20 protein-coding genes and 1 tRNA gene are annotated in these 20,013 nt (G+C 59.5%); 13 read left to right on the top strand and 8 right to left on the bottom strand.

Going from position 1 to position 20,013, the window contains the following annotated elements; translation table 11 throughout:
• Positions 1 to 1,962 carry a dynamin family protein gene (locus IV109_RS02810; RefSeq protein WP_296691753.1) on the bottom strand — a complete coding sequence of 654 codons (1,962 nt, stop codon included), beginning with the start codon at positions 1,960 to 1,962 and terminating at the stop codon, positions 1 to 3.
• Positions 1,963 to 2,011: 49 nt separating this feature from the next.
• Positions 2,012 to 2,827 (bottom strand): bifunctional DNA-formamidopyrimidine glycosylase/DNA-(apurinic or apyrimidinic site) lyase, encoded by an 816-nt coding sequence (gene mutM / locus IV109_RS02805; RefSeq protein ID WP_296691752.1) that lies wholly within the window; start codon positions 2,825 to 2,827, stop codon positions 2,012 to 2,014.
• Positions 2,828 to 2,865: 38 nt separating this feature from the next.
• On the opposite strand from mutM, the gene IV109_RS02800 reads away from it, so the two are divergent.
• From IV109_RS02800 to IV109_RS02765, 8 genes are all read left to right on the top strand, one after another.
• Positions 2,866 to 4,602, top strand: a complete 1,737-nt coding sequence (locus IV109_RS02800; RefSeq protein WP_296691750.1) for a tetratricopeptide repeat protein — start codon at positions 2,866 to 2,868, stop codon at positions 4,600 to 4,602.
• Between the two features lie 83 nt (positions 4,603 to 4,685).
• Positions 4,686 to 5,099: an outer membrane lipoprotein LolB gene (locus IV109_RS02795; protein ID WP_296691747.1), complete on the top strand. Its 414-nt coding sequence runs from the start codon at positions 4,686 to 4,688 to the stop codon at positions 5,097 to 5,099.
• Positions 5,096 to 5,965: a 4-(cytidine 5'-diphospho)-2-C-methyl-D-erythritol kinase gene (gene ispE / locus IV109_RS02790; protein WP_296691744.1), complete on the top strand. Its 870-nt coding sequence runs from the start codon at positions 5,096 to 5,098 to the stop codon at positions 5,963 to 5,965. The genes IV109_RS02795 and ispE overlap by 4 nt, the downstream gene beginning before the upstream one ends.
• Before the next feature lie 21 nt (positions 5,966 to 5,986).
• A tRNA-Gln gene (locus IV109_RS02785) sits at positions 5,987 to 6,063 on the top strand.
• A gap of 71 nt (positions 6,064 to 6,134) precedes the next feature.
• A complete protein-coding gene (locus tag IV109_RS02780; RefSeq protein WP_296691741.1) occupies positions 6,135 to 7,112 on the top strand; it encodes a ribose-phosphate pyrophosphokinase in 978 nt (325 codons plus the stop codon).
• A gap of 98 nt (positions 7,113 to 7,210) precedes the next feature.
• Positions 7,211 to 7,882, top strand: a complete 672-nt coding sequence (locus IV109_RS02775) for a 50S ribosomal protein L25/general stress protein Ctc (protein ID WP_296691740.1) — start codon at positions 7,211 to 7,213, stop codon at positions 7,880 to 7,882.
• Positions 7,883 to 7,969: 87 nt separating this feature from the next.
• On the top strand, positions 7,970 to 8,641 hold the full coding sequence (gene pth, locus IV109_RS02770) for an aminoacyl-tRNA hydrolase (protein ID WP_296691737.1): 672 nt from the start codon (positions 7,970 to 7,972) through the stop codon (positions 8,639 to 8,641).
• Positions 8,622 to 9,047: a hypothetical protein gene (locus tag IV109_RS02765; RefSeq protein ID WP_296691735.1), complete on the top strand. Its 426-nt coding sequence runs from the start codon at positions 8,622 to 8,624 to the stop codon at positions 9,045 to 9,047. Before pth ends, IV109_RS02765 begins: the two co-directional genes overlap by 20 nt.
• A 45-nt stretch (positions 9,048 to 9,092) precedes the next feature.
• Here the strand turns inward: IV109_RS02765 and IV109_RS02760 are convergent, their stop codons facing one another.
• Positions 9,093 to 9,362 (bottom strand): YfhL family 4Fe-4S dicluster ferredoxin, encoded by a 270-nt coding sequence (locus tag IV109_RS02760; RefSeq protein WP_296691733.1) that lies wholly within the window; start codon positions 9,360 to 9,362, stop codon positions 9,093 to 9,095.
• A 101-nt stretch (positions 9,363 to 9,463) separates the two neighbouring features.
• Between IV109_RS02760 and IV109_RS02755 the strand changes: the two genes are divergently transcribed.
• Positions 9,464 to 10,912 (top strand): amidase, encoded by a 1,449-nt coding sequence (locus IV109_RS02755; RefSeq protein WP_296691731.1) that lies wholly within the window; start codon positions 9,464 to 9,466, stop codon positions 10,910 to 10,912.
• Here IV109_RS02755 and IV109_RS02750 read toward each other — a convergent pair.
• The gene (locus IV109_RS02750) at positions 10,888 to 11,337 is read right to left on the bottom strand and encodes a universal stress protein (RefSeq protein ID WP_296691729.1); all 450 of its coding nucleotides are present in this window, start codon (positions 11,335 to 11,337) and stop codon (positions 10,888 to 10,890) included. The genes IV109_RS02755 and IV109_RS02750 overlap by 25 nt on opposite strands.
• A gap of 110 nt (positions 11,338 to 11,447) precedes the next feature.
• Here IV109_RS02750 and IV109_RS02745 point away from each other — a divergent pair, with 110 nt between their 5' ends.
• On the top strand, positions 11,448 to 12,215 hold the full coding sequence (locus tag IV109_RS02745) for an alpha/beta fold hydrolase (protein WP_296691727.1): 768 nt from the start codon (positions 11,448 to 11,450) through the stop codon (positions 12,213 to 12,215).
• On the opposite strand, the gene coaD is transcribed toward IV109_RS02745, so the two are convergent.
• The 4 genes from coaD to IV109_RS02725 form a co-directional block, all read right to left on the bottom strand.
• Positions 12,169 to 12,669, bottom strand: a complete 501-nt coding sequence (coaD, locus tag IV109_RS02740; protein ID WP_296691725.1) for a pantetheine-phosphate adenylyltransferase — start codon at positions 12,667 to 12,669, stop codon at positions 12,169 to 12,171. The two genes, IV109_RS02745 and coaD, sit on opposite strands and share 47 nt — an antisense overlap.
• Before the next feature lie 88 nt (positions 12,670 to 12,757).
• Positions 12,758 to 13,393: a 16S rRNA (guanine(966)-N(2))-methyltransferase RsmD gene (rsmD, locus tag IV109_RS02735; RefSeq protein WP_296691722.1), complete on the bottom strand. Its 636-nt coding sequence runs from the start codon at positions 13,391 to 13,393 to the stop codon at positions 12,758 to 12,760.
• Positions 13,394 to 13,403: 10 nt separating this feature from the next.
• Positions 13,404 to 14,717 carry a pitrilysin family protein gene (locus IV109_RS02730; RefSeq protein WP_296691720.1) on the bottom strand — a complete coding sequence of 438 codons (1,314 nt, stop codon included), beginning with the start codon at positions 14,715 to 14,717 and terminating at the stop codon, positions 13,404 to 13,406.
• 69 nt (positions 14,718 to 14,786) lie between these two features.
• Positions 14,787 to 16,121 (bottom strand): pitrilysin family protein, encoded by a 1,335-nt coding sequence (locus IV109_RS02725; RefSeq protein WP_296691719.1) that lies wholly within the window; start codon positions 16,119 to 16,121, stop codon positions 14,787 to 14,789.
• Between the two features lie 137 nt (positions 16,122 to 16,258).
• On the opposite strand from IV109_RS02725, the gene ftsY reads away from it, so the two are divergent.
• From ftsY to IV109_RS02710, 3 genes are all read left to right on the top strand, one after another.
• Positions 16,259 to 17,338, top strand: a complete 1,080-nt coding sequence (gene ftsY / locus IV109_RS02720) for a signal recognition particle-docking protein FtsY (protein ID WP_296691717.1) — start codon at positions 16,259 to 16,261, stop codon at positions 17,336 to 17,338.
• Positions 17,339 to 17,457: 119 nt separating this feature from the next.
• Positions 17,458 to 18,489 carry a GGDEF domain-containing protein gene (locus IV109_RS02715; protein ID WP_296691715.1) on the top strand — a complete coding sequence of 344 codons (1,032 nt, stop codon included), beginning with the start codon at positions 17,458 to 17,460 and terminating at the stop codon, positions 18,487 to 18,489.
• A 186-nt stretch (positions 18,490 to 18,675) separates the two neighbouring features.
• The gene (locus IV109_RS02710) at positions 18,676 to 20,010 is read left to right on the top strand and encodes a beta-propeller fold lactonase family protein (RefSeq protein WP_296691714.1); all 1,335 of its coding nucleotides are present in this window, start codon (positions 18,676 to 18,678) and stop codon (positions 20,008 to 20,010) included.
• Positions 20,011 to 20,013: the final 3 nt, after the last annotated feature.

The raw sequence follows: 20,013 nt of genomic DNA, 5'->3' as shown, positions 1-20,013 counted from the left end.
TCAAACGTGCTCGACGCCAAGGGGCACTTCGGAGCGAACCGTCGCCACGGGCGTCATCAGATAAGCGGTCAGCTCGGACAACTTGGCATCAAGCTGATTCAAAGCCGCATCACTCGCCGCTATTTCATTCATCCGGTCATCAAGTCCACCGGCGGCCTGCTGTATGCGATCGATCGCTTCCAGACGACGCACAAAGTTGCGGCGTCGCTCCCGCAATTGCGCATCAAGCTGCGCCGCGGCCGATTTGCTCCACAACTCCACGTCGGCCAGCGCCGTTTCGTGGATGACGCGAAGACGGTTCGACAGCGCCCGTACCAGACGATCGGCGAACTCGGGCTGTGCCAACCTGAAGGCATTGCCAATGCCAAGATACTGCAGATGGCTGCGCTCCACCAGATCGAGATCGCGAAAATACCTGTCCATGGGGGGCTCGGTCGGGGCCTGCAGCGAGAAGCCGTGCTCGGCATTCAATTGCCGGAATGTCGCCGCCAGCATGGACTGGATTTCCCCGCTGATTGATTGAACGCGGCGCAGGTTCTCACGCAGGCGGTCAAAGGTTTCACCATAGGCTTTCTTGACGCCGAGCTTCAGACCCTTTTGATCCAGGGCCGCCATCAGCTGGGCCATTTCTTTCTTCAACGTCGAAGGTCCCAGCAGGCGAAACACGTCACGCAGCAGTTTCAAGTGCACCGAACGCACCGCATGGATTTTGGCCCCACCCAGATCGAACTCAGCCTGTTCCTGCGAGATGCGGGAACGCATGTTCTTGATCACCGACGAATTTTTACCCTTGAGCCCCTTGAGTTCCATCATCTGTTCGGCCAAATCACGGCGGCGGATATTGATGACCCGGCCCGTTTCAGCGCGCAAATCGGTGATGCCACCGGCCACTGCCGCACCCAGCATCTTCTGGCGCTGGCCCATGATGTCGTGCCCCAAAGCCTCTTCGAGCGCCGGCAGGCAACTCTGCTCCAGCAAGGCCGGATCTTCCGTCACCTTGCCCACCAAACCCTTTTGCGCCGACACAGGAATAACCTGTTGCTTGGGTATGCCCAGAATCTCGGCGGTGGAAGCCCGCTGCCGCTCGATCTGCGTCTGCACTTGCGCCGCAGAGCTTAAGGCATCCCAAAGCGTGTCGATTTTGTTCAGCACCACCACACGCGTGCTTGTATCCTGCGAATCGCTGACCAGATGCTCGCGCCAGATGGCGAGATCAGATTTGGTCACCCCGGTATCGGCTCCCAGGACAAAGACAATCGCATGCGCTTGCGGAATCAAGCTCACCGTGAGTTCCGGCTCTGCACCGATGGCGTTGAGTCCGGGCGTGTCCAGAATCACCAGCCCCTGCTTGAGTAGAGGGTGTGCGATATTGATCAGGGCATGCCGCCACTTCGGCACTTCCACCAAGCCCTGCGCATCGACCATCGGGTTGTGTTCCGGCGCCTCGTTTTGCCAGAAACCCAGTGCCCGGGCTTCATCCTGCGTCACGCGACGGGTTTCCGCCACTTTTTCAAGCGCCGCCGAAAGCTGCTTCGGGTCGTTCACATCCAGATCAATGCGCGTCCACTTCTCCGGAACCATGCGCCATTCCATCAAGGCCTGAGGCTGCAAACGTGTTTCAATTGGTAACAGACGCAAGCAAGGTGGAACGTCCGCGTCAAAACCCATCTCCGTAGGGCACATCGTCGTGCGCCCGGCACTGGCCGGCATGATGCGTCGACCATAACCGGCAAAGAAAATTGCATTGATCAGCTCGGACTTTCCACGCGAAAACTCCGCAACAAAGGCGACCATGACCTTGTCGGCCCGGACCTGCACTTCCAGACGCCGCAGACGCTCTTCCACAGCAGCATCCAGCAGTTCGTGGTCTTTCATCCACTCGCCGAGCAATTTCAGCCGAAGCGCAAACTCACGCCGCCAAGTGCCGTGATGGTCAAACTGTTCGTTGAATGAAGTACCCAAATTTCCTCCGAGCAATCTTTCAATATAGCACCGAGTTCATGCCAAGCACTCACGCTTTCTGGCAAGTGGGACAGAAAAACGTCGAACGCTGGCCCTGCCGGATCGATTTGATGGGACCGCCGCACACCCGGCAGGGTTGCCCCTCGCGGCCATACACCATGGCTTCAAGCTGGAAATAGCCGCTCTCGCCGTTGGCGCTCGAAAAGTCCCTCAGCGTACTGCCGCCCTTTGCCACGGCGCGCGCAAGAACATCCCGGATGGCCGCGCACAGCTTGGCGGCGCGTGGTCGGCTCAGGCGGTCAGCGCTCAAGGTTGGCCGGATCCCGGCCAGAAACAGCGCCTCCGACGCATAGATGTTCCCAACCCCCACGACAACGTCGCCTGCCAGCAACACCTGCTTGATCGACATCTTGCGCCGCTTCACGGCGGTATGAAACCGGTCAACATCAAAATCAGCAGACAAAGGCTCCATCCCGAGTTTGCCCAGCAGCTTTTGCGCAATGGGAGCAGCCTCGCTGTCTGCATAGACGACCGCTCCAAACCGGCGAGGGTCATTGAGCCGAAGTGTTCCCCGGGTCGTTACCAGATCAAAATGGTCATGAACTCCCGCCTGTGGCAAGTGACTTGAAAATCGAAGACTTCCAGACATGCCCAGGTGCACCAGCAACAAGCCCTGGTCCAGATCGATCAACAAATACTTGCCCCGCCTGCGCACCGCCAGCACAGCTCTCCCGGCGAGATGCTCCACGGCGCAGCCCAGCGGCCATCGCAAGGCTTTGCCCAAACGCGCAGACAGCACTTTCGCACCGGCAATTTCGTCGGCAAAACTCAGCCGTGTGACTTCAACTTCGGGCAATTCGGGCATAGGGCGTAATTTCTGCTGTCATGGATTATTATGAATGGATGTCTCGCTTTAACCCTATTTTCCTTGCCCTCCTTGCGCTTGGTAGTGTCGCCACGTACGCCCAGACGCCCGAGAGCAAACCGGCCCCGCCCATCAGTTCGGCTCTGGACAGCGGCTTGTTTTACCAACTGCTGTTGGGGGAGTTGAATGCACGAAGCGGTGAACCGGGTGTGGGTTACTCGCTGATGCTGGACGCTGCGCGCAAAACCAACGACCCCAAACTGTTTCAAAGAGCCGTCGACATCGCACTCCAGGCGCGCTCGGGCGAATCAGCCCTGCAGGCCGCCCGGGCATGGAAGCTGGCCATCCCGGCGTCCCGGGAAGCAAATCGTTACATCCTGCAGATATTGATTGGCCTGAACCGCATTGGCGAGACCGCAGAGCCACTGAAGCGGGAGATTGCCGCCGTTGACCCCAAAGACCGTGTGACCGCCATCATGGCCATTCCGCGCTACTTTGCCCGGGCAACGGACAAGAAACTCGCAGCCACCACGATCGAACAGGTTCTCACGGATTTTCTGACGCCAGCGACGGTAGGGGTTGCAGCCTGGAGCGTGATCGGACGACTTCGTTTCGAAGCAGGCGACATCAACGGCGCGATCGAAGCAGCCCGCAATGCCCAGGCTTTGGATGTGAAATCCGAAGTCCCCGTTGTCTTGGCATTGTCCATGATGAGCCCCAAGGCGCCCCAAGCCGAGGTGATTGTCAAAAAATACCTTGAAGGCAAAGCATTGCCCGAATTGCGGATGGAGTATGTTCGCGTTCTGCTGGACACGCAGCGCTACGCGGAAGCCACGGCCCAGCTTCAAATCATGACGGCAGAAAAGCCGGACTATCCGGAGCCCTGGCTGATACTGGGTGCACTTGAACTGCAAGACGGCAAGCCTTCGGTCGCAGAGCGCTCCCTCAAGCGTTATGTCGATTTGGCGACGGCCAAGCGTACCGCCACAGCGCGCGCGCCAACCGAGCGTGGCCTGGTACAGGCTTACCTTTCCCTGGCCCAGATTGCCGAACAGCGAAAAGACTTCGTCGAGGCCGAGCAGTGGCTGAACCGCATTGACAGCCCCAACGACATGCTCAACGCCCAGCTGCGACGATCTGCCATTCTGGCCCGCCAGGGCAAACTGGAGGAGGCGCGCAAACTGATTCGGGGCTTGCCAGAGCGGTCCCCCGCAGACGCCCGATTGAAAATCACGGCCGAAGTCCAGTTGCTGCGCGACAGCAAGAAATACAAGATGGCGTATGACCTGCTGGCAGAAGCCTCAGCCCGGAATGCCAACGACTTTGACCTTGTCTACGACATGGCCATGGTGGCCGAAAAGATGGGCAATCTGGAGGATATGGAGCGTCTGTTGCGCAGCGTGATGGCGGGCAAGCCCGAGTATCACCACGCCTACAACGCCTTGGGTTATTCGCTGGCAGAACGCAACACCCGCCTGCCTGAAGCGCGGCAACTTATTCTCAAAGCGCTGGAATATGCGCCCGGAGACCCGTTCATCAGCGACAGCCTGGGCTGGGTGGAGTTCCGCGCCGGCAACCTGACTGAATCCGTCCGCATTTTGCAGGCGGCTTTCAAAGCAAAGCCCGATGCAGAGATCGCCGCCCATCTGGGTGAAGTTTTATGGATCATGGGTCGCCGCGACCAGGCCATGAACGTCTGGAAGGAAGGCGTGCAGATCAACGCACAGAATGAAACTTTGCTGGACACTCTCAAACGCCTGCGTGTGAAGCTGTGAGATCGGCGCTCAGAAGCATTTGCGCGGCAATTTTTTGCGCCGTCTTCTTGTTGGGTGGCTGCGCAGTCCCGCCACAAGCCACTTTGGAAGGGCAAAACGGCATTGCGCCTTGGCGAGGGCGGCTTGCCGTCAAGGTGGAATCCGATCCATCCCGGTCTTTTTCGGCCGGGTTTGAACTGAGGGGCAACGGTGTGGCTGGCGAACTGATTCTGTACACCCCGCTGGGTAGCACGGTAGCAGCCCTGTCCTGGTCCTCGGGCAGTGCGCTCATGCGCACCAACGGCGAGGTCCGCCACTTCGAGTCACTGGACGCCCTGATCAAGCAGGCTGTCGGCGTCGAGATTCCTGTCGCAGCCCTGTTCGCATGGCTGGCCGGCGATCACGTGGCAGCATCGGGCTGGGATGCCGATCTGTCCCAGCACGACCAAGGCCGAATCACTGCGCGACGCATGGCCCCCGCCCCGCTGGCGGAACTCCGTCTGGTACTTGAAAAATGAAATCGCTCTACGACGTAAGCGCCCCCGCCAAGCTCAACCTGTTCCTGCACATCACAGGAAGAAGAGAGGATGGCTACCACCTGCTGCAATCCGTCTTCATGCTGATCGACTGGTGCGACACGCTGCACTTTGACCTGCGTGCAGACGGCCGGATCAGTCGCGAAGATCTGATCACACCCTTGCCCGCCGACGACCTGATCGTGCGTGCCGCAGGCCTTCTGAAGGCAGCCAGCAACAGTCCGCACGGCGTCCACATCGCCATAGAGAAACGCATTCCTGCACAGGCGGGCATGGGTGGCGGCTCATCCGATGCGGCATCAACCCTGCTGGCCTTGAATCGCCTGTGGCAACTTGATTATTCAGTAGAAAAGCTCATTCAGATCGGACTGCAGCTGGGCGCCGATGTGCCATTTTTCCTGGGCGGGCACAACGCATGGGTCGAGGGTATTGGCGAGAAAATGACCCCTGTCACGCTGCCGAAAGGTCGGTTTTTGGTGGTCAAACCTGCACAAGGACTGGATACCAGACTAATTTTCTCGGATCCTTTGCTCAAAAGGGACAGTAAAACTGCTATAATTTCAGGCTTCGCTGCAAATGCATTCAGCTTCGGCCGGAACGACTTGCAGAGTGTCGCCCAAAGACTTTGTCCCGGCGTGACCCAGGCCCTAGACTGGCTTGCTTCATGTGGACTTGATGGTCGGATGACTGGCTCTGGAAGTGCTGTATTTGCACAAGTGTTGCAGGACATTGATTTGTCGAACGTACCCCGTACCTTTGTGGTCAGGCTTTGCAACAATCTGGCAGTTCATCCCCTAGTGGGCTGGGCAGCCAGCGACAATATGTCGGAACAGGATATCGGTTTGTAGCGTTGAGCTACCGACCCGTGTAGGGGAGTCGCCAAGTTGGTTAAGGCACTGGATTTTGATTCCAGCATGCGAAGGTTCGAATCCTTCTTCCCCTGCCAAATTTTTCATGTTGTATGTCCTGCACGCTGGATATACAGGCGCCAATCGTTACTCAATCGCTGGGATTCTCATGCAGGCTGCTCCAACCCCTGATTTCATGGTTTTTACCGGCAACGCCAATCCCGGCATGGCCGCGGACATTGCCCGCCATCTGAATATTTCCCTCGGCGCTGCGACGGTTGGTCGCTTTTCCGACGGTGAAGTAACTGTCGAGATCAATCAAAACGTTCGTGCCCGTGATGTGTTTGTGGTGCAAAGCACCTGCGCGCCGACCAACGAAAACCTGATGGAATTGCTGATCATGGTGGACGCACTCAAGCGCGCCTCGGCAGAACGCATCAGCGCCGTCATCCCCTACTTTGGTTATGCCCGGCAAGACCGCCGCCCGCGTTCCAGCCGTGTGCCCATCACCGCCAAGGTGGTGGCCAATATGCTTCAGGCAGTGGGTGTGGCGCGCGTTCTGACCATGGATTTGCACGCGGACCAGATCCAGGGATTCTTTGATATACCGGTCGACAACATTTACGCGTCTCCCGTTTTGCTGGGTGATTTGCGCCAGAAAAACTACGAAGACCTGATCGTTGTCTCACCCGATGTCGGTGGCGTGGTGCGCGCGCGGGCTTTGGCCAAGCAGCTCAACTGCGATTTGGCCATCATCGACAAGCGGCGTCCCAAGGCCAATGTGAGCGAAGTGATGCACGTCATCGGCGAAATCGACGGTCGCAACTGCGTCATCATGGATGACATGATCGACACCGCCGGCACCTTGGTCAAGGCAGCCGAGGTCTTGAAAGAACGCGGCGCCAAGAAGGTTTACGCGTATTGCACCCACCCCATTTTCTCGGGTCCTGCCATTGAACGCATCACCAACGGCGGTGCGCTCGATGAAGTGGTGGTGACCAACACAATTCCCTTGAGCCAAGCCGCCGCGGCTTGCCAAAAAATTCGACAACTCAGCGTGGCACCTCTGATCGCCGAAACGATCCAGCGCATTGCCAAAGGCGAGTCGGTCATGAGTTTGTTCTCGGATCAAGAAAACCTTTTCTGATTCGGGCAAAAGTGGGCTTGGTTCAACTCTCGGGGTTGACCAGGCTTTTTTAAATCGGAGTCACACTGGTCGCGGTGGACTCTTTCAGGAGTAAGAGTATGAAATTCGTCGCTTTTGAGCGCGCCAAGCAGGGCACGGGTGCGAGCCGCCGTCTCCGCATTTCCGGTCGCACGCCCGGTATCGTCTACGGTGGCACAGGTGAACCCTCGCTCATCGAACTTGACCACAACGCACTGTGGCACGCCCTGAAAAAGGAAGTGTTCCACTCCACCGTTCTGGACATGGAAATGGACGGCAAAGAGCACAAGGTTTTGTTGCGCGACGTGCAAATGCACCCCTTCAAACAGCTCATCCTGCACATTGACTTCCAGCGCGTCGATGCCAACACCAAACTGCACATGAAGGTGCCATTGCACTACAGCGGCGACGAAAATTCGCCAGCAGTCAAAACCGAAGGTTGCATTGCCAACCACGTGGTGACTGAAATTGAAGTGCTGTGCCTGCCCTCCGACCTGCCTGAGTTCATCGCTGTGGACTTGAGCGGCTTGAAGAAAGGTGCATCCCTGCATTTGGCCGACATCGCCTTGCCAAAAGGCGTGACCGCTGTGACTCACGGCAAGAACAACCCCGTCCTCGTGTCGGTGGTGGTCATTGCCGCAGCTGAAGCACCTGCTGCCGAGGCAGGCGCTGCTGCTGCCGCTCCTGGCGCCGCTGCGGCGGCTGGCAAAGCTGCAGCCGGCAAGGCTGCTGCGGCCGCCAAGAAAAAGTAATCCCTTAAAGATTACGCGCCCAGCGCACCTGAATGGCCCACTTCGGTGGGCCATTTTGTTTTCTGAACTTGCCCTGATAATTTGCGCATGATTAGACTTTTTGTTGGTCTGGGCAACCCTGGACCGGAATACGAATCCACACGGCACAATGCAGGCTTCTGGTGGATCGACGCGGTGGCTCGCGAACTCAAAGCCAGCTTGGTGATGGACAAGAGCTACCACGGCTTGCTCGCACGCACATCTGTGAACGGTCAAACGGTATGGCTGCTCGAACCCCAGACTTTCATGAACCTGTCAGGCAAATCGGTGGCGGGCTTGGCGCGTTTTTTCAAAATTCAACCTCAGGAAATACTGGTAGCCCATGACGAGCTGGATATCGCGCCAGGCGAAGCCAAGCTCAAGCTCGGGGGCAGCCACGCCGGCCACAACGGCTTGCGGGACATTCACGCCCAACTCGGCACAGACGACTACTGGCGCCTGCGACTGGGGGTCGGACATCCGGGCGTCAAATCGGAAGTCGTCAACTGGGTGCTGAAAAAGCCACCGTTGGATGAACGCATTGCCATCGAACAGACAATTGACCGTGCGCTCAAGGCCCTGCCGCACTTTCTCAGCGGTGATATGAACAAGGCCATGATGCAGGTCCACACCAGCAAGCCGCCGCGGCCCAAGCCACCACGACCAGAAAACCCCAGCAATCCACCCACTGTTCAAGTCATCCCTGCGCAGGAAGAATCCCATGCCAAACCGAACTCTTAAAGCTATTTTTTTAATAGCGACATGTTGTTTTTCGACGTGGGCCTTAGCCCAAAATGCCTATAAATGCGGGGATACCTACAACCAGACACCCTGTCCCGGCGCTGTCGCGATTGACGCAACAGACAAACGAAGCAGCGAACAAAAAACACAGGCTGACGATGCAACTCGCCGCAACTCTGAGGCGGCCAGAGCGATGGAAAAGGCACGGCTGGAGCAAGAAAAAAAGGATCTGGCTGTCAATACGCCTCCTGCCAAACCGGCGAGCGGTGATGCCCTCGACACGACCAGTCCACGCCAGGTGAGCAAAAAGAAGAAAAAGAAGGCTCCCCCCTACTTCACGGCACAGGTGCCTGGTCAGAAAAAGAAAAAACATGCCACCGGCAAAAAGGACCCAGAGCCTCGGTAAGGATGAAACTCGGCCCTGAGCTCACCTTGATGCGCCGGGGCTAGCTCAATGGCTGGTCGTTTTCTTCACCTCAAGCTGCAAGCGCCGGTACTTTTGCCATAGCGTCTCCTTGTCTTCCACGAACTTCGGATTGACGGGTATGCAGGCGACCGGGCAGACCTGAACGCACTGGGGTTCATCAAAATGACCTACGCATTCAGTGCATTTCTGCGGGTCGATCTCATAGATCTCGGGACCCAGGTAAATGGCTTCATTGGGGCATTCCGGCTCGCACACGTCGCAATTGATGCACTCGTCGGTGATGATCAAAGCCATGGCTTACCATCCGCTACATCGTCAAGAGTTTTCAGGGTGACTAACATGCATCGAATTATCGGCGTTCTGGCACAGCACGGGGCAAACACCCCACTGGCATCATGACCATACCCAGCATTCCCTTGAACGAACTTGGCGCCCACGCGCTGATTTCCGCCTATCGGCGTAAAGAACTCTCGCCCCTGGAAGTCACTCAATCGGTGCTGGCGCACATTGAGCGCTGGGAACCTTATATCCATGCCAGCTACCTGCTGCGGCCAGAGATCGCGATGGTGCAGGCGCGGGCATCGGAGGCCCGCTGGCAGCGCGGTGAGCCTTGTGGCCCGCTTGATGGCGTACCCCTTACCCTCAAGGAAAACATTGCAACCCGGGGCGATCCCATGCCACTGGGCACCCGCGCATCCAACCTGACACCCGCGCTGACGGACGCGCCGCCTGCCGCGCGCCTGTTCGAGGCGGGCGCGGTGATGGTCTGCAAGACCACCATGCCCGACTACGGCATGCTCTCCAGCGGCTTGTCCAGCTTTCATCCACTGGCGCGCAACCCATGGGATCTGAGCAAAACACCCGGCGGTTCCAGTGCCGGTGGCGGGGCCGCCGCAGCGGCAGGCTATGGCCCGCTGCATGTGGGCACCGACATTGGTGGCTCGCTGCGCCTGCCAGCGGGCTGGTGTGGCATTTTCAGCCTCAAACCCAGCCTGGGTCGCATCCCGATCGATCCCCCCTACACCGGGCGTGCGGCAGGGCCCATGACGCGTACCGTGGCGGACTCGGCACTCATGATGCAGGCGCTGTCACTGCCGGATGCCCGCGACAGCATGAGCCTGCCCTACCAGGCCATTGCGTGGGATCAGTTTGACCGGGGGGTGGAGATACTGCGCGGGCTCAGAATCGGGTTGCTTCTGGAAGCCGGTTGCGGACTGGCAGTGGAGCCGGAGGTGCGCCAGGCCATTGAACATGCGGCCCGCATTTTCGAGCGCGCCGGCGCCATCATCGAGCCGATGCAGCCCTTCATGACACAAGCCATGCTGGACGGCATGGACCATGCCTGGCGCATGCGCTCGCACCTCGATCTGTCAGCACTACCAGCCGAAAAAAAAGCCACCGTGCTGCCTTACATCCAGCAATGGGCCGACAGCGCAGCCGGCATGAGCGGCGCACAGGTGTTTGCAGCATTCAGCCAGTTTCACGCCACCCGCCTGGCCAGTGTGCGCGCTTGTCAGCCCTTTGATTTCGTGATTTCACCCACCTCCCCGATGCCGGCTTTTGCGGCGGAGCTGCCTTCGCCCACCAATGACCCGCTGCACCCGCTGGAGCACATCGGGTTCACCGTGCCCTACAACATGTCGGAGCAACCTGCGGCGTCCATCAACTGCGGCTATACCCGCAGTGGCTTGCCCATTGGCCTGCAGATTGCCGGGCGCCGGTTTGATGATTTGGGGGTGCTGCAGGTTTCGCGTGCTTTTGAAATGCTGCGTGACCCGCAGCGACCCTGGCCCCAGCTGTCAGCAGCCCCAGAAGTCCTTCAGTCCTCGGCTTCGACGTCCTGACTGGCCTTGACAATCATCACCGGCACATTCGCTGCGTGCAGAACCTCGTTGGAGACAGAACCCAGCAAGGCACTGCGCAAGGTGCTGGTTCCACTGGCGCCCATCACCACCAGATCGCATTCAAAACGCTCCACAATGTCAAGGATGGTGTGCGCCGGGTCACCTGATGCCACTTCAGACTGGTAAGGGATATTCGCCTCTTTCAGCAGCGCCTCTGCAGCTTGCAGCGTATGCGCGCCAGCGGCCGCACTCACTTGCGCAATCACTTCCGGATCATGCGCCACCACCAACTCATACAAAGTGGCAGGTTCCTGCACATTCGCCAGAACCGCGCTGACGTCCAGACCGGACCGCGCCATGCGTACTGCAAACCGAACGGCCTCCAAAGAGACCGCGGAACCATCCACAGGCAATAATATGTTCATTTTTTTCTCCGACTGGAATGTGATACCAAACCTCTCAAGCGTAGACCAGCCCCCAGGGGGCAGTCTTGAGATGGGTCAATATACGCCAGTCTAGGACCGATACCAGCCTCATGACCGAACTTGTTTTCCTGCCCGGCCTGGCGGCCGATGCCGTGATGTGGCAGCACCAGGTGGCCGCCATGCCATCACACCTGGACGTTGTGGTGACCAATGTGCACGCGCGCCACACCACGCTGCAGGAGATGGCTGCCGCCCTGCTGCAGGAGCATCCGGGCGATCTGATCCTGGTGGGGGCCTCCATGGGCGGCAGTCTGGCCATGGAAGCGGTGCGCCAGGCACCAGAGCGTGTGAAGGCTTTGGCCTTGCTGGGCACCAATGCGCGGCCTGAAACAGACGCGATGCGGACCTTGCGCGAAGCAACCATCAACATGTTCAGGCAAGGCCGCACCAAAGCGATCCTGAAAGTGAATTTGCCCATGGCGTTTCATCCGAGCCGGGCGGATGATGCGGCCCTGTTGCAAACCTACCTGGATTTTGTCCTGGAAGCTGGCGCCGAACAGTTGATTCAGCAAACCCGGGCGCTGATGTCGCGCCCCGATGCGCGGCCCCATCTGAGCGAAATCACCTGCCCCACGCTGGTGCTGTGCGGTGATGCCGACCGGCTGACGCCGCCCGAATGCTCGCGTGAAATTGCAGGCCTGATCCAAGGTGCCGAATTTCAGCTCATTGGGCAATGCGGCCACATGCTGACCATGGAACGACCCAGCGAAGTGAATGCAGCGCTGTTGGCCTGGCTGGCCCACGTTGCACCGGCACCTCATGCTGGTGGGTTCAAGTCCGGGCCGAGCCGCGAACCTTCTCCATCAAGCGCTCATTGACCACGGGCGAGACGAACTTGTCCACCTCGCCACCCAGCGTGGCGATCTCACGCACAAAGGTGCTGGAGATGAACTGGTACTTGTCGCTGGGGGTGAGGAAAACAGTTTCCACCTGCGGCATCAGGGTGCGGTTCATGCCCGCAAGCTGGAACTCGTAGTCAAAGTCCGTCACGGCGCGCAAGCCACGCACCATGGCCTTGGCGCCCTGCGCCACCACGAAATCACGCATCAAACCGGCAAAACTCGCCACCTCCACCTGCGGGTAAGACTTAACAGCTTCACGCACCATGTCCATCCGCTCCTCCAATGAAAACATGGTCTTTTTGTGGTGGCCCACCGCCACGGCCACGATGACGCGGTCAAACAACTGGGTTGCCCGTCGGACCAGGTCTTCATGACCAAGGGTCATGGGGTCAAAGGTACCGGGGTAGACGGCAATCACGCTATGGGACATATTCTTCGGCCTGTAGGTCAAGTGGAGGGGGACTGTCTTTTCATCTCAGGACTCGTTTGCGCCGCATTATGCAGTGCAATGCGCCGCACTAGGCAAGCCGCTTGAGCAAATGGGCATGCACTGCACCCGCCTTCAGATGCCGGTACACCATCAGCCCGGCACCTGCCAGCTGCTCATCGGTCCAGGCCGTGGGCGCCTCCAGGTAAACAAAACCGCCGGGAGCCAGCGTGCGACCCGCCGCTTGTAGCGCCGCTTCAAACAGGTCGGAATCAAAAGGCGGGTCAAGGAACACGGCATCCACGCTGGCGGGGTCCAGATGCTTGAGCGCCGCCACGCCATCGCCGCGCACGATTTGCGTGGCACTGGCCTGCAGTTGTGTTTGCACACGCTTGAGCTGAGCCACCAAAGCACCATCCTGCTCGACCAGACGCACTTCTTTGGCGCCACGCGATGCAGCCTCAAAACCCAGCGCACCGGTCCCCGCAAAAGCGTCAATGCAACGCCAGCCGCTCAAGTCCTGACCCAACCAGTTGAACAAGGTCTCGCGCACACGATCGGGTGTCGGGCGCAAGCCAGGCTTGTCGGCCACGGCCAGCTTGGTACGCTTCCACAAGCCGCCGATGATGCGCACCTCATGCGCGCGAGCGCCAGCCGCTGACGCATCTTTGCCAGTGGCGCCCTTCTTTGCCGGTTGGGTCGGAGATTTGGATTCTTGTTTTTTCATACCAGCGAGCTTAACGGGACGCGCCGCCCAATATCACGGTCACCATTTTTTCGGGCTGCAGCTTGCGCGAAAAGGCCGCCCGGATGTCTGTGACCGTGATCGCATCCACTTTCTGGCTCCAGGTGTCCAGGTAGTCCAGCGGCAAATTGTTCCAGGCCATGTTGGCGATGTTGTCCAGCAGCTTTCGGTTGCTGTCGATGCGCAGGGCGAAGCCGCCGATCAGATTGTCCTTGGCCGCTTTGAGTTCTGTCTCGGTCGGACCTTTGTCCACGAAATTGGCCACGACGTCGCGCGACACCTGAACGGCCTGATCGGCCTGGTCAGGCCGGGTTTGCAACCCGACGGTGAACGCGCCAGCGTGCAGCCCCGGCGAAAAATAGCTGTACACGCTGTAACTCAAGCCACGCTTTTCCCGCACCTCGGTGCTCAGGCGGGACACAAAACCGCCACCACCCAAAATATAGTTGCCAACGGTGATGGCAAAGAAATCCGGATCGTCACGTTTGAACCCAGGTTGCCCGATCAGGACATGGGCCTGCGCCGAATCGAAAGCAATTCTTTTCTCAACAGCTTGCTCCAGCGCTGCCACCTCTGCCACCAAGGGGAGCGCCGGGCATGCAGTGGACGACATACCCGTTGCGGACATACGGGAAAAAATCTGCCTGACCAATGCGTCAGCCTGCGCCCGGTCCAGCGCCCCCACGATCGTCACCTTGGCCCGGCAGGGCAGAACCAGACGGCTGTAAGCTGCCTTCATATCCCCCACACTGATGCGCGCCAGCGTGGCTTCGGTCATCTCGAATCCATAGGGGTGTTGCCCATAAACCGCCGCATTGAAGGCGCGCCCCGCCAGAGTTGCCGGACGGGTATTGGCTTCTCGCAAGGCCGCATTCAGGCGGTCACGCTCGCGTAGCCAGACTGCAGCCGGAAATGCCGGTTCGCCCATTTGGCGCGCGGCCAGCAAGGCAGCCTTGCCCAGGAGATCCGGGTAAGCCAGTGAGCGCAGCGAAAAGCTCATGCGATCACCACTGGCGCCAGCGCCAAACGAGGCCCCCAGATCAGCCCAGGCTTCACTCAAACCGTTTTCATCCAGCGCAGCTTCGGTGGCCGTCGCCGCCACGCCTTTGGAGGTCATGCCGGCCGTGACACTCGCCAAGCCGGCCTGCTCTGGCGGATCGCGACGGCTGCCGGCATCAAAATCAAGCTGCACGTCCACCATCGGAATGGCCGGGCTCTGCACCAGATAAATCTGCGCCCCGGATGCCTGCGTCCAATGCACCACCGGAATGGCCGCCAGCGCAGAAGCGGGAAAAAAAATGCCCATAGCCCACGTCGATATTAAGCAAGAAGCTATCTTTTTTATAGTATTCACCTTGTTCATCAGGATGCCCGCTCAGTGTCGCGAACCAGCCAAGGGCGTGCGCGGCTTGCGGGTCTTGTCCAGGGGCTGCGGCTGCAGGACCGCCACGGTGAGCTGGTCATCACCAAAATATTTGCCCGCCACGGCCCTGACCTGATCGGCGGTGACAGCGCGCAAACGGGCAATCAGCCGTTCGCTCGCGTCCAGAGGCAAAGCTTGCACCCAATTACTGCCCAGCTCGCGTGCCTGATTGAACACCGAGTCCAGCTTGTAGACCTCGCTGGCTACCCACTGGGTCTTGACGCGGTTCAGCTCCGTCTCGGAGACACCATCGGCGGCGATCCGATTCACCTGTTCACGCAGCGCCACCTCCAATTGCTCCGCGGTCTTGCCCTGCGCTGGCACGCCATCCAGGGTAAACACCTGCGGCCCGCGGCCCCACAGACCGTTGTGCGCGCCAGCGCTGTCGGCCAGTGGATTTTCACCCTGTGTCAGCACGCGATCCAGGCGAGCGCCAGAGTAGCCATCCAGCACGGCAGCCAACACGGTCAGCGCCAGCGCATCAGCATCCCCGGGTTGAGCACCATCAAGGGACTGCAAACTGGGCACCTTGAATGCCAGAGACACATAGGCCTGCTCGGCCGGGGCCTTGAAAGCCATGCGCCGCATGCCTGTCTGCAGCGGCTCGGCACGTGGTTTACGCGGTGGAACGGCCCGCTCGGGCAAACTGCCATAGTGTTTTTCAGCAAGGCGCCGCACCTGGGTCACTTCCACGTCACCGGCGACCACCACAACAGCATTGGCAGGTACATACCAGCGCCGGTGAAAGTCCCGCGCATCACCCGGGGTCATGGCGTCCAGATCGCTCATCCAGCCCACAATCGGGCGACGGTAGGGGGATGCTACAAAGACCGTCGCATTGAGCGCCTCGTACATGAGGGCCCGGGGGCTGTCTTCGGTTCTAAGGCGGCGCTCTTCCTTGACGACCTCCAACTCCTTTTTAAATTCCTCATCGGCCCAGTGGTTGTTGGCAAACCGGTCAGCCTCCAGCTTCATGACGTCTTCCAGCCGGCTGGCGGGAATCTGCTGGTAATAACCGGTGTAGTCCTTGCCCGTGAAAGCGTTCTCACGCCCACCCAGCGCCGCCACCCGGCGCGAAAATTCACCAGGCTTGACCAACCGGGTCCCCTTAAACATCATGTGCTCCAGCACATGCGCCACCCCGGATGTGCCGTCCACTTCGTCCATGGACCCCACCCGCACCCACAACATATGCACGGCTGTTGGGGCCCGATGATCCGGCTTGACGATGACGGTGAGGCCATTGGGCAAGGTGAACTGCTCCACCGCAGGCGGGGTTTGCGCCATCGCAGCCCCTGCAAACAAAGCGCCCCAAAGAAATCCGATAACGAGCGACGCACGGCAGACCCGGCAGCGCAGAAAGGGGGGAAGAAGGGGGGACTGGCAGCGTTTCATAGAATGATGTGATTCTACGAACCCACGAAATGTTCAGTTTTTTCAAAAAGAAACCCCCACCCGCTCCTGCGGCAAGTCCGGTCACGCCAGCCATGGCCAGCGTCGCTGGCGCGCCATCCACTGTGCCCCCCCCCAATACCGGCGGCTCGCTGATTGGCCGCGCACTGGTCACACCGATTGACATTCCGGTACCCGTCGCCACACCTCCCGAGCGCAAGACCTGGCAGGACAAGCTCAAGTCCAGCTTGGGCAAGACCGCCTCCAGCATCTCTGCTGTTTTTGGTGGAGCGCAAATTGACGAAGCGCTGTACGAGAGTCTGGAGGACGCCCTGCTGATGTCCGACGCCGGCGTCGCCGCAACGCAGTACCTTTTGCAGGACTTGCGCCGCAAGGTGCGTGACAGCGGCGTTACACACCCGGTGGCCATGAAAAACATCCTGGTGGCTTCACTGACCGAATTGCTCCAGCCGCTGGAAAAGGCGCTGGTCATTGGCCAGCAGCAGCCCACCGTGATCATGGTGGCCGGTGTCAACGGTGCGGGCAAGACCACATCCATCGGCAAGCTCACGCGTCACCTGGCAGACGAGGGTGCCTCGGTGCTGCTCGCCGCAGCCGACACCTTTCGCGCAGCGGCCCGCGAGCAACTCAGCGTCTGGGCAGACCGCAATACCGTTGAAGTCATCAGCCAGGAAGGCGGCGATCCGGCAGCCGTGAGTTTTGACGCGGTCAGCGCCGGACGTGCACGCGGCAAAGACGTGGTGCTGGTGGATACGGCCGGTCGCCTGCCAACACAACTGCATCTGATGGAAGAATTGAAGAAGATCAAACGTGTCGTGCAAAAGGCTGACCCGACCGCGCCCCATGAAGTGCTGCTGGTCATTGACGGCAACACCGGGCAAAACGCCCTGACGCAGGTCAAGGCTTTCGACGATGCGCTGCAGCTCACCGGTCTGATCGTCACCAAGCTGGATGGGACGGCCAAGGGTGGCGTGCTGGCGGCCATCGCCCGTGAGCGACCGGTTCCCGTTTACTTCATCGGTATTGGAGAAAAGCTGGAGGATCTCGAGACTTTCAATGCCCGTGAATTTGCCCAGGCACTGCTGTCATAAGGCACAGTGGCGACAATGTTGTAGCGCCTGCGACAGCGTGGTTGAAACACCACGCGTAAAAAGCGACAGACTGAGGGTGACAAGGTACACTGCCCCAAATTTAAAAATCGCGCCGCTAAATGCCTGAACTCGTCGATAACCTGGCCAATCTGACCGCCCTGCGGGACCGAGATGCACTCGACATTGCGTTGGTCAGTGCCATTAATGACCTGCTGCAGCCCCAGACCACCGGGATTTGCCGGGTGGTGGGTGAAGAGGGAAACGAGCGATGGCTGACCAGCGCCAAGCTGGATGCCGGTCAGTTGGCACCCACATCCGACTCGAGTTGGACCAACCTGGATTTGCTGCCCCGTCTGGCGGACCAGCCCCTGCGGCAAAAAGCCATTCAGTTGCAGCAAGTCCAACAGAATAACGCTTGCCCCAGCATCACCGTTTTTCCGCTGGCAGGTAGCGTGGACTCGATCGGAATACTGGAAATTGGCACGGACCAGCCACTCTCGGAGGACTCCCAACGACTTGTCAGTGGGGTTTTGCGGCTCTATTTCAACTTTCAGAGTCTGCTCGACTATGGCGAACGTGATGCCCTGACCGAGCTTCTCAATCGCAAGACTTTTGACGGTGCTTTTCTCAAGGCCACCATCGAACAAAAACTGGCCGCAGTCAATGAGCAGGGTGACCGCCGCGACCGGACTGCGGCAGGCACCTATTGGCTGGTCATGATCGATATTGACCATTTCAAGCGTGTCAACGACAACTATGGGCACCTGATCGGGGACGAAGTCCTGTTGCTACTGGCGCGCCTGATGCGCTCATGCTTTCGTTTCCACGACCAGCTGTACCGCTTCGGCGGGGAGGAGTTCGTGGTGCTCATGCGCTGCAACGGCGAAGAAGAAGCTGCCAGTGTTCTGGAGCGGCTCAGGGCAACCACCGAGGCACACGCTTTCCCTCAGGTTGGCAAGATCACCATCAGCATCGGTTTTTCTGAAATCAAGGCTGGCGACACCCCCAGTGGTGCATTCGAGCGGGCTGACAAGGCGGTTTACCATGCCAAAGGGCATGGACGCAACCAGGTTTGTAGCTACTCAGCGCTGATTGCAAGCGGCCAGCTGGCTGAAGCGACCCAGAACCTGGGCGACATGGAACTGTTCTAGCGCGACCCGGCTGACAAAGCCACAGTGGGCAGCCCGACATCCCGGGATAGTTTGCGAATTCTCACGTTTCTTCTTGAAGGCACTTGCTAAACTTTTGCCATGCGTCCGCCTTCACTGTGTCATTCGCGCCATTTGAGCAAACCTGCGAGGGGCAGACCAGCAAATTGGGGCAAAACCGCCCTGCTGGTGCTTCCTGCCACCCTGCTGCTGGCAGGATGCGGGGGTAATGGCAGCGCTGTCACCCCCGCACCGGTTACCACACCGACTTATACCTTGAGCGTCAGTGTCAGTGGACTGGCCGGCACCGGCCTGATTCTGCAAAACAAAGGCACCGACAATCTGACCATCGTCGCCAATGGCGTAGCCAGCTTCACCACGCGAGTGGCCAGTGGCGAACGCTATGCCGTCGCGGTTTACCAAGACCCCGCCGCCCCGGCCCAGTTGTGCCAGGTCAGCAACGGCGGTGGTACCGTCGCGACCAGCAACGTCAGCAATGTCACCATCACTTGCCGAAATGGCGTACATGCCGCCTATGCTGCAAATTTCGCAAGCAATACGCTCTCACAGTACGCACTTTCAGCAGCAAATGGCAGTCTGGCAGCACTGGCGCCCGCCACCGTGCTTTCCGGTACGAACCCCTTGGGTATCCGGATCGACCCGAGCGGCCGGTATGCCTACGCGAGCAACGAAGCGGATAACACCGTGTCGCAGTACACCATCTCCGCAGCGGGAGGCCTGGCCCCCATGGTTCCCGGTTCCGTCGTGGCCGGCGTCGCGCCGCGCGATATGGCCATCGACCCCTCGGGCCGCTACGCCTATGTGGTGAACCACGGCAGCAATACCATCTCGCAGTACACGATCTCGGCGGTCGATGGCAGCCTGACGGCCATGGCGCCCGCCACCGTCATCACCGGCATCAATCCCGAGAGCGTGGTCATCGACCCGTCGGGACGCTACGCCTATGTTGCCAACTACGGCAGCAATACCGTCTCCCAGTACACCCTCTCGGCCGTCAACGGCACACTGTCAGCCATGACGCCTGCCACCGTCATCACGGAGATCAATCCGGCCAGTGTGGTCATCGACCCTTCGGGAAGCTACGCCTATGTCGCCAACTACGGTAGCAATACCGTCTCGCAGTACATCATCTCGACCGTCAACGGCACACTGTCAGCCATGGCGCCTGCCACCGTCATCACCGGCACCAACCCCCGAAGTGCGGCCATCGACCCGTCTGGACGCTACGCCTATGTCGTCAACGAAGGCAACAATACCGTCTCGCAATACACCCTCTCGGGCACGACCGGCAAGCTGACGGCCATCACCCCGGGCAGTGTCGCCACCGGCAGCACGCCCAGAAGCGTAGCGGTGGACCCGTCTGGCCGCTACGCGTATGTGGCCAACCATGGCAGCAATACCGTCTCCCAGTACAACATCTCGGCCGTCGATGGCAGCCTGACCGGCATGGCGCCTGCCATCGTCATTACCGGCAACAATCCCGCCAGCGTCGTGGTACGCTAACCG

The sequence above is a fragment of the Rhodoferax sp. genome (genome assembly GCF_018780565.1).
Classification (GTDB): Bacteria; Pseudomonadota; Gammaproteobacteria; order Burkholderiales; family Burkholderiaceae_C; genus Rhodoferax.
This window is presented reverse-complemented; position numbering and strand designations above follow the sequence as displayed.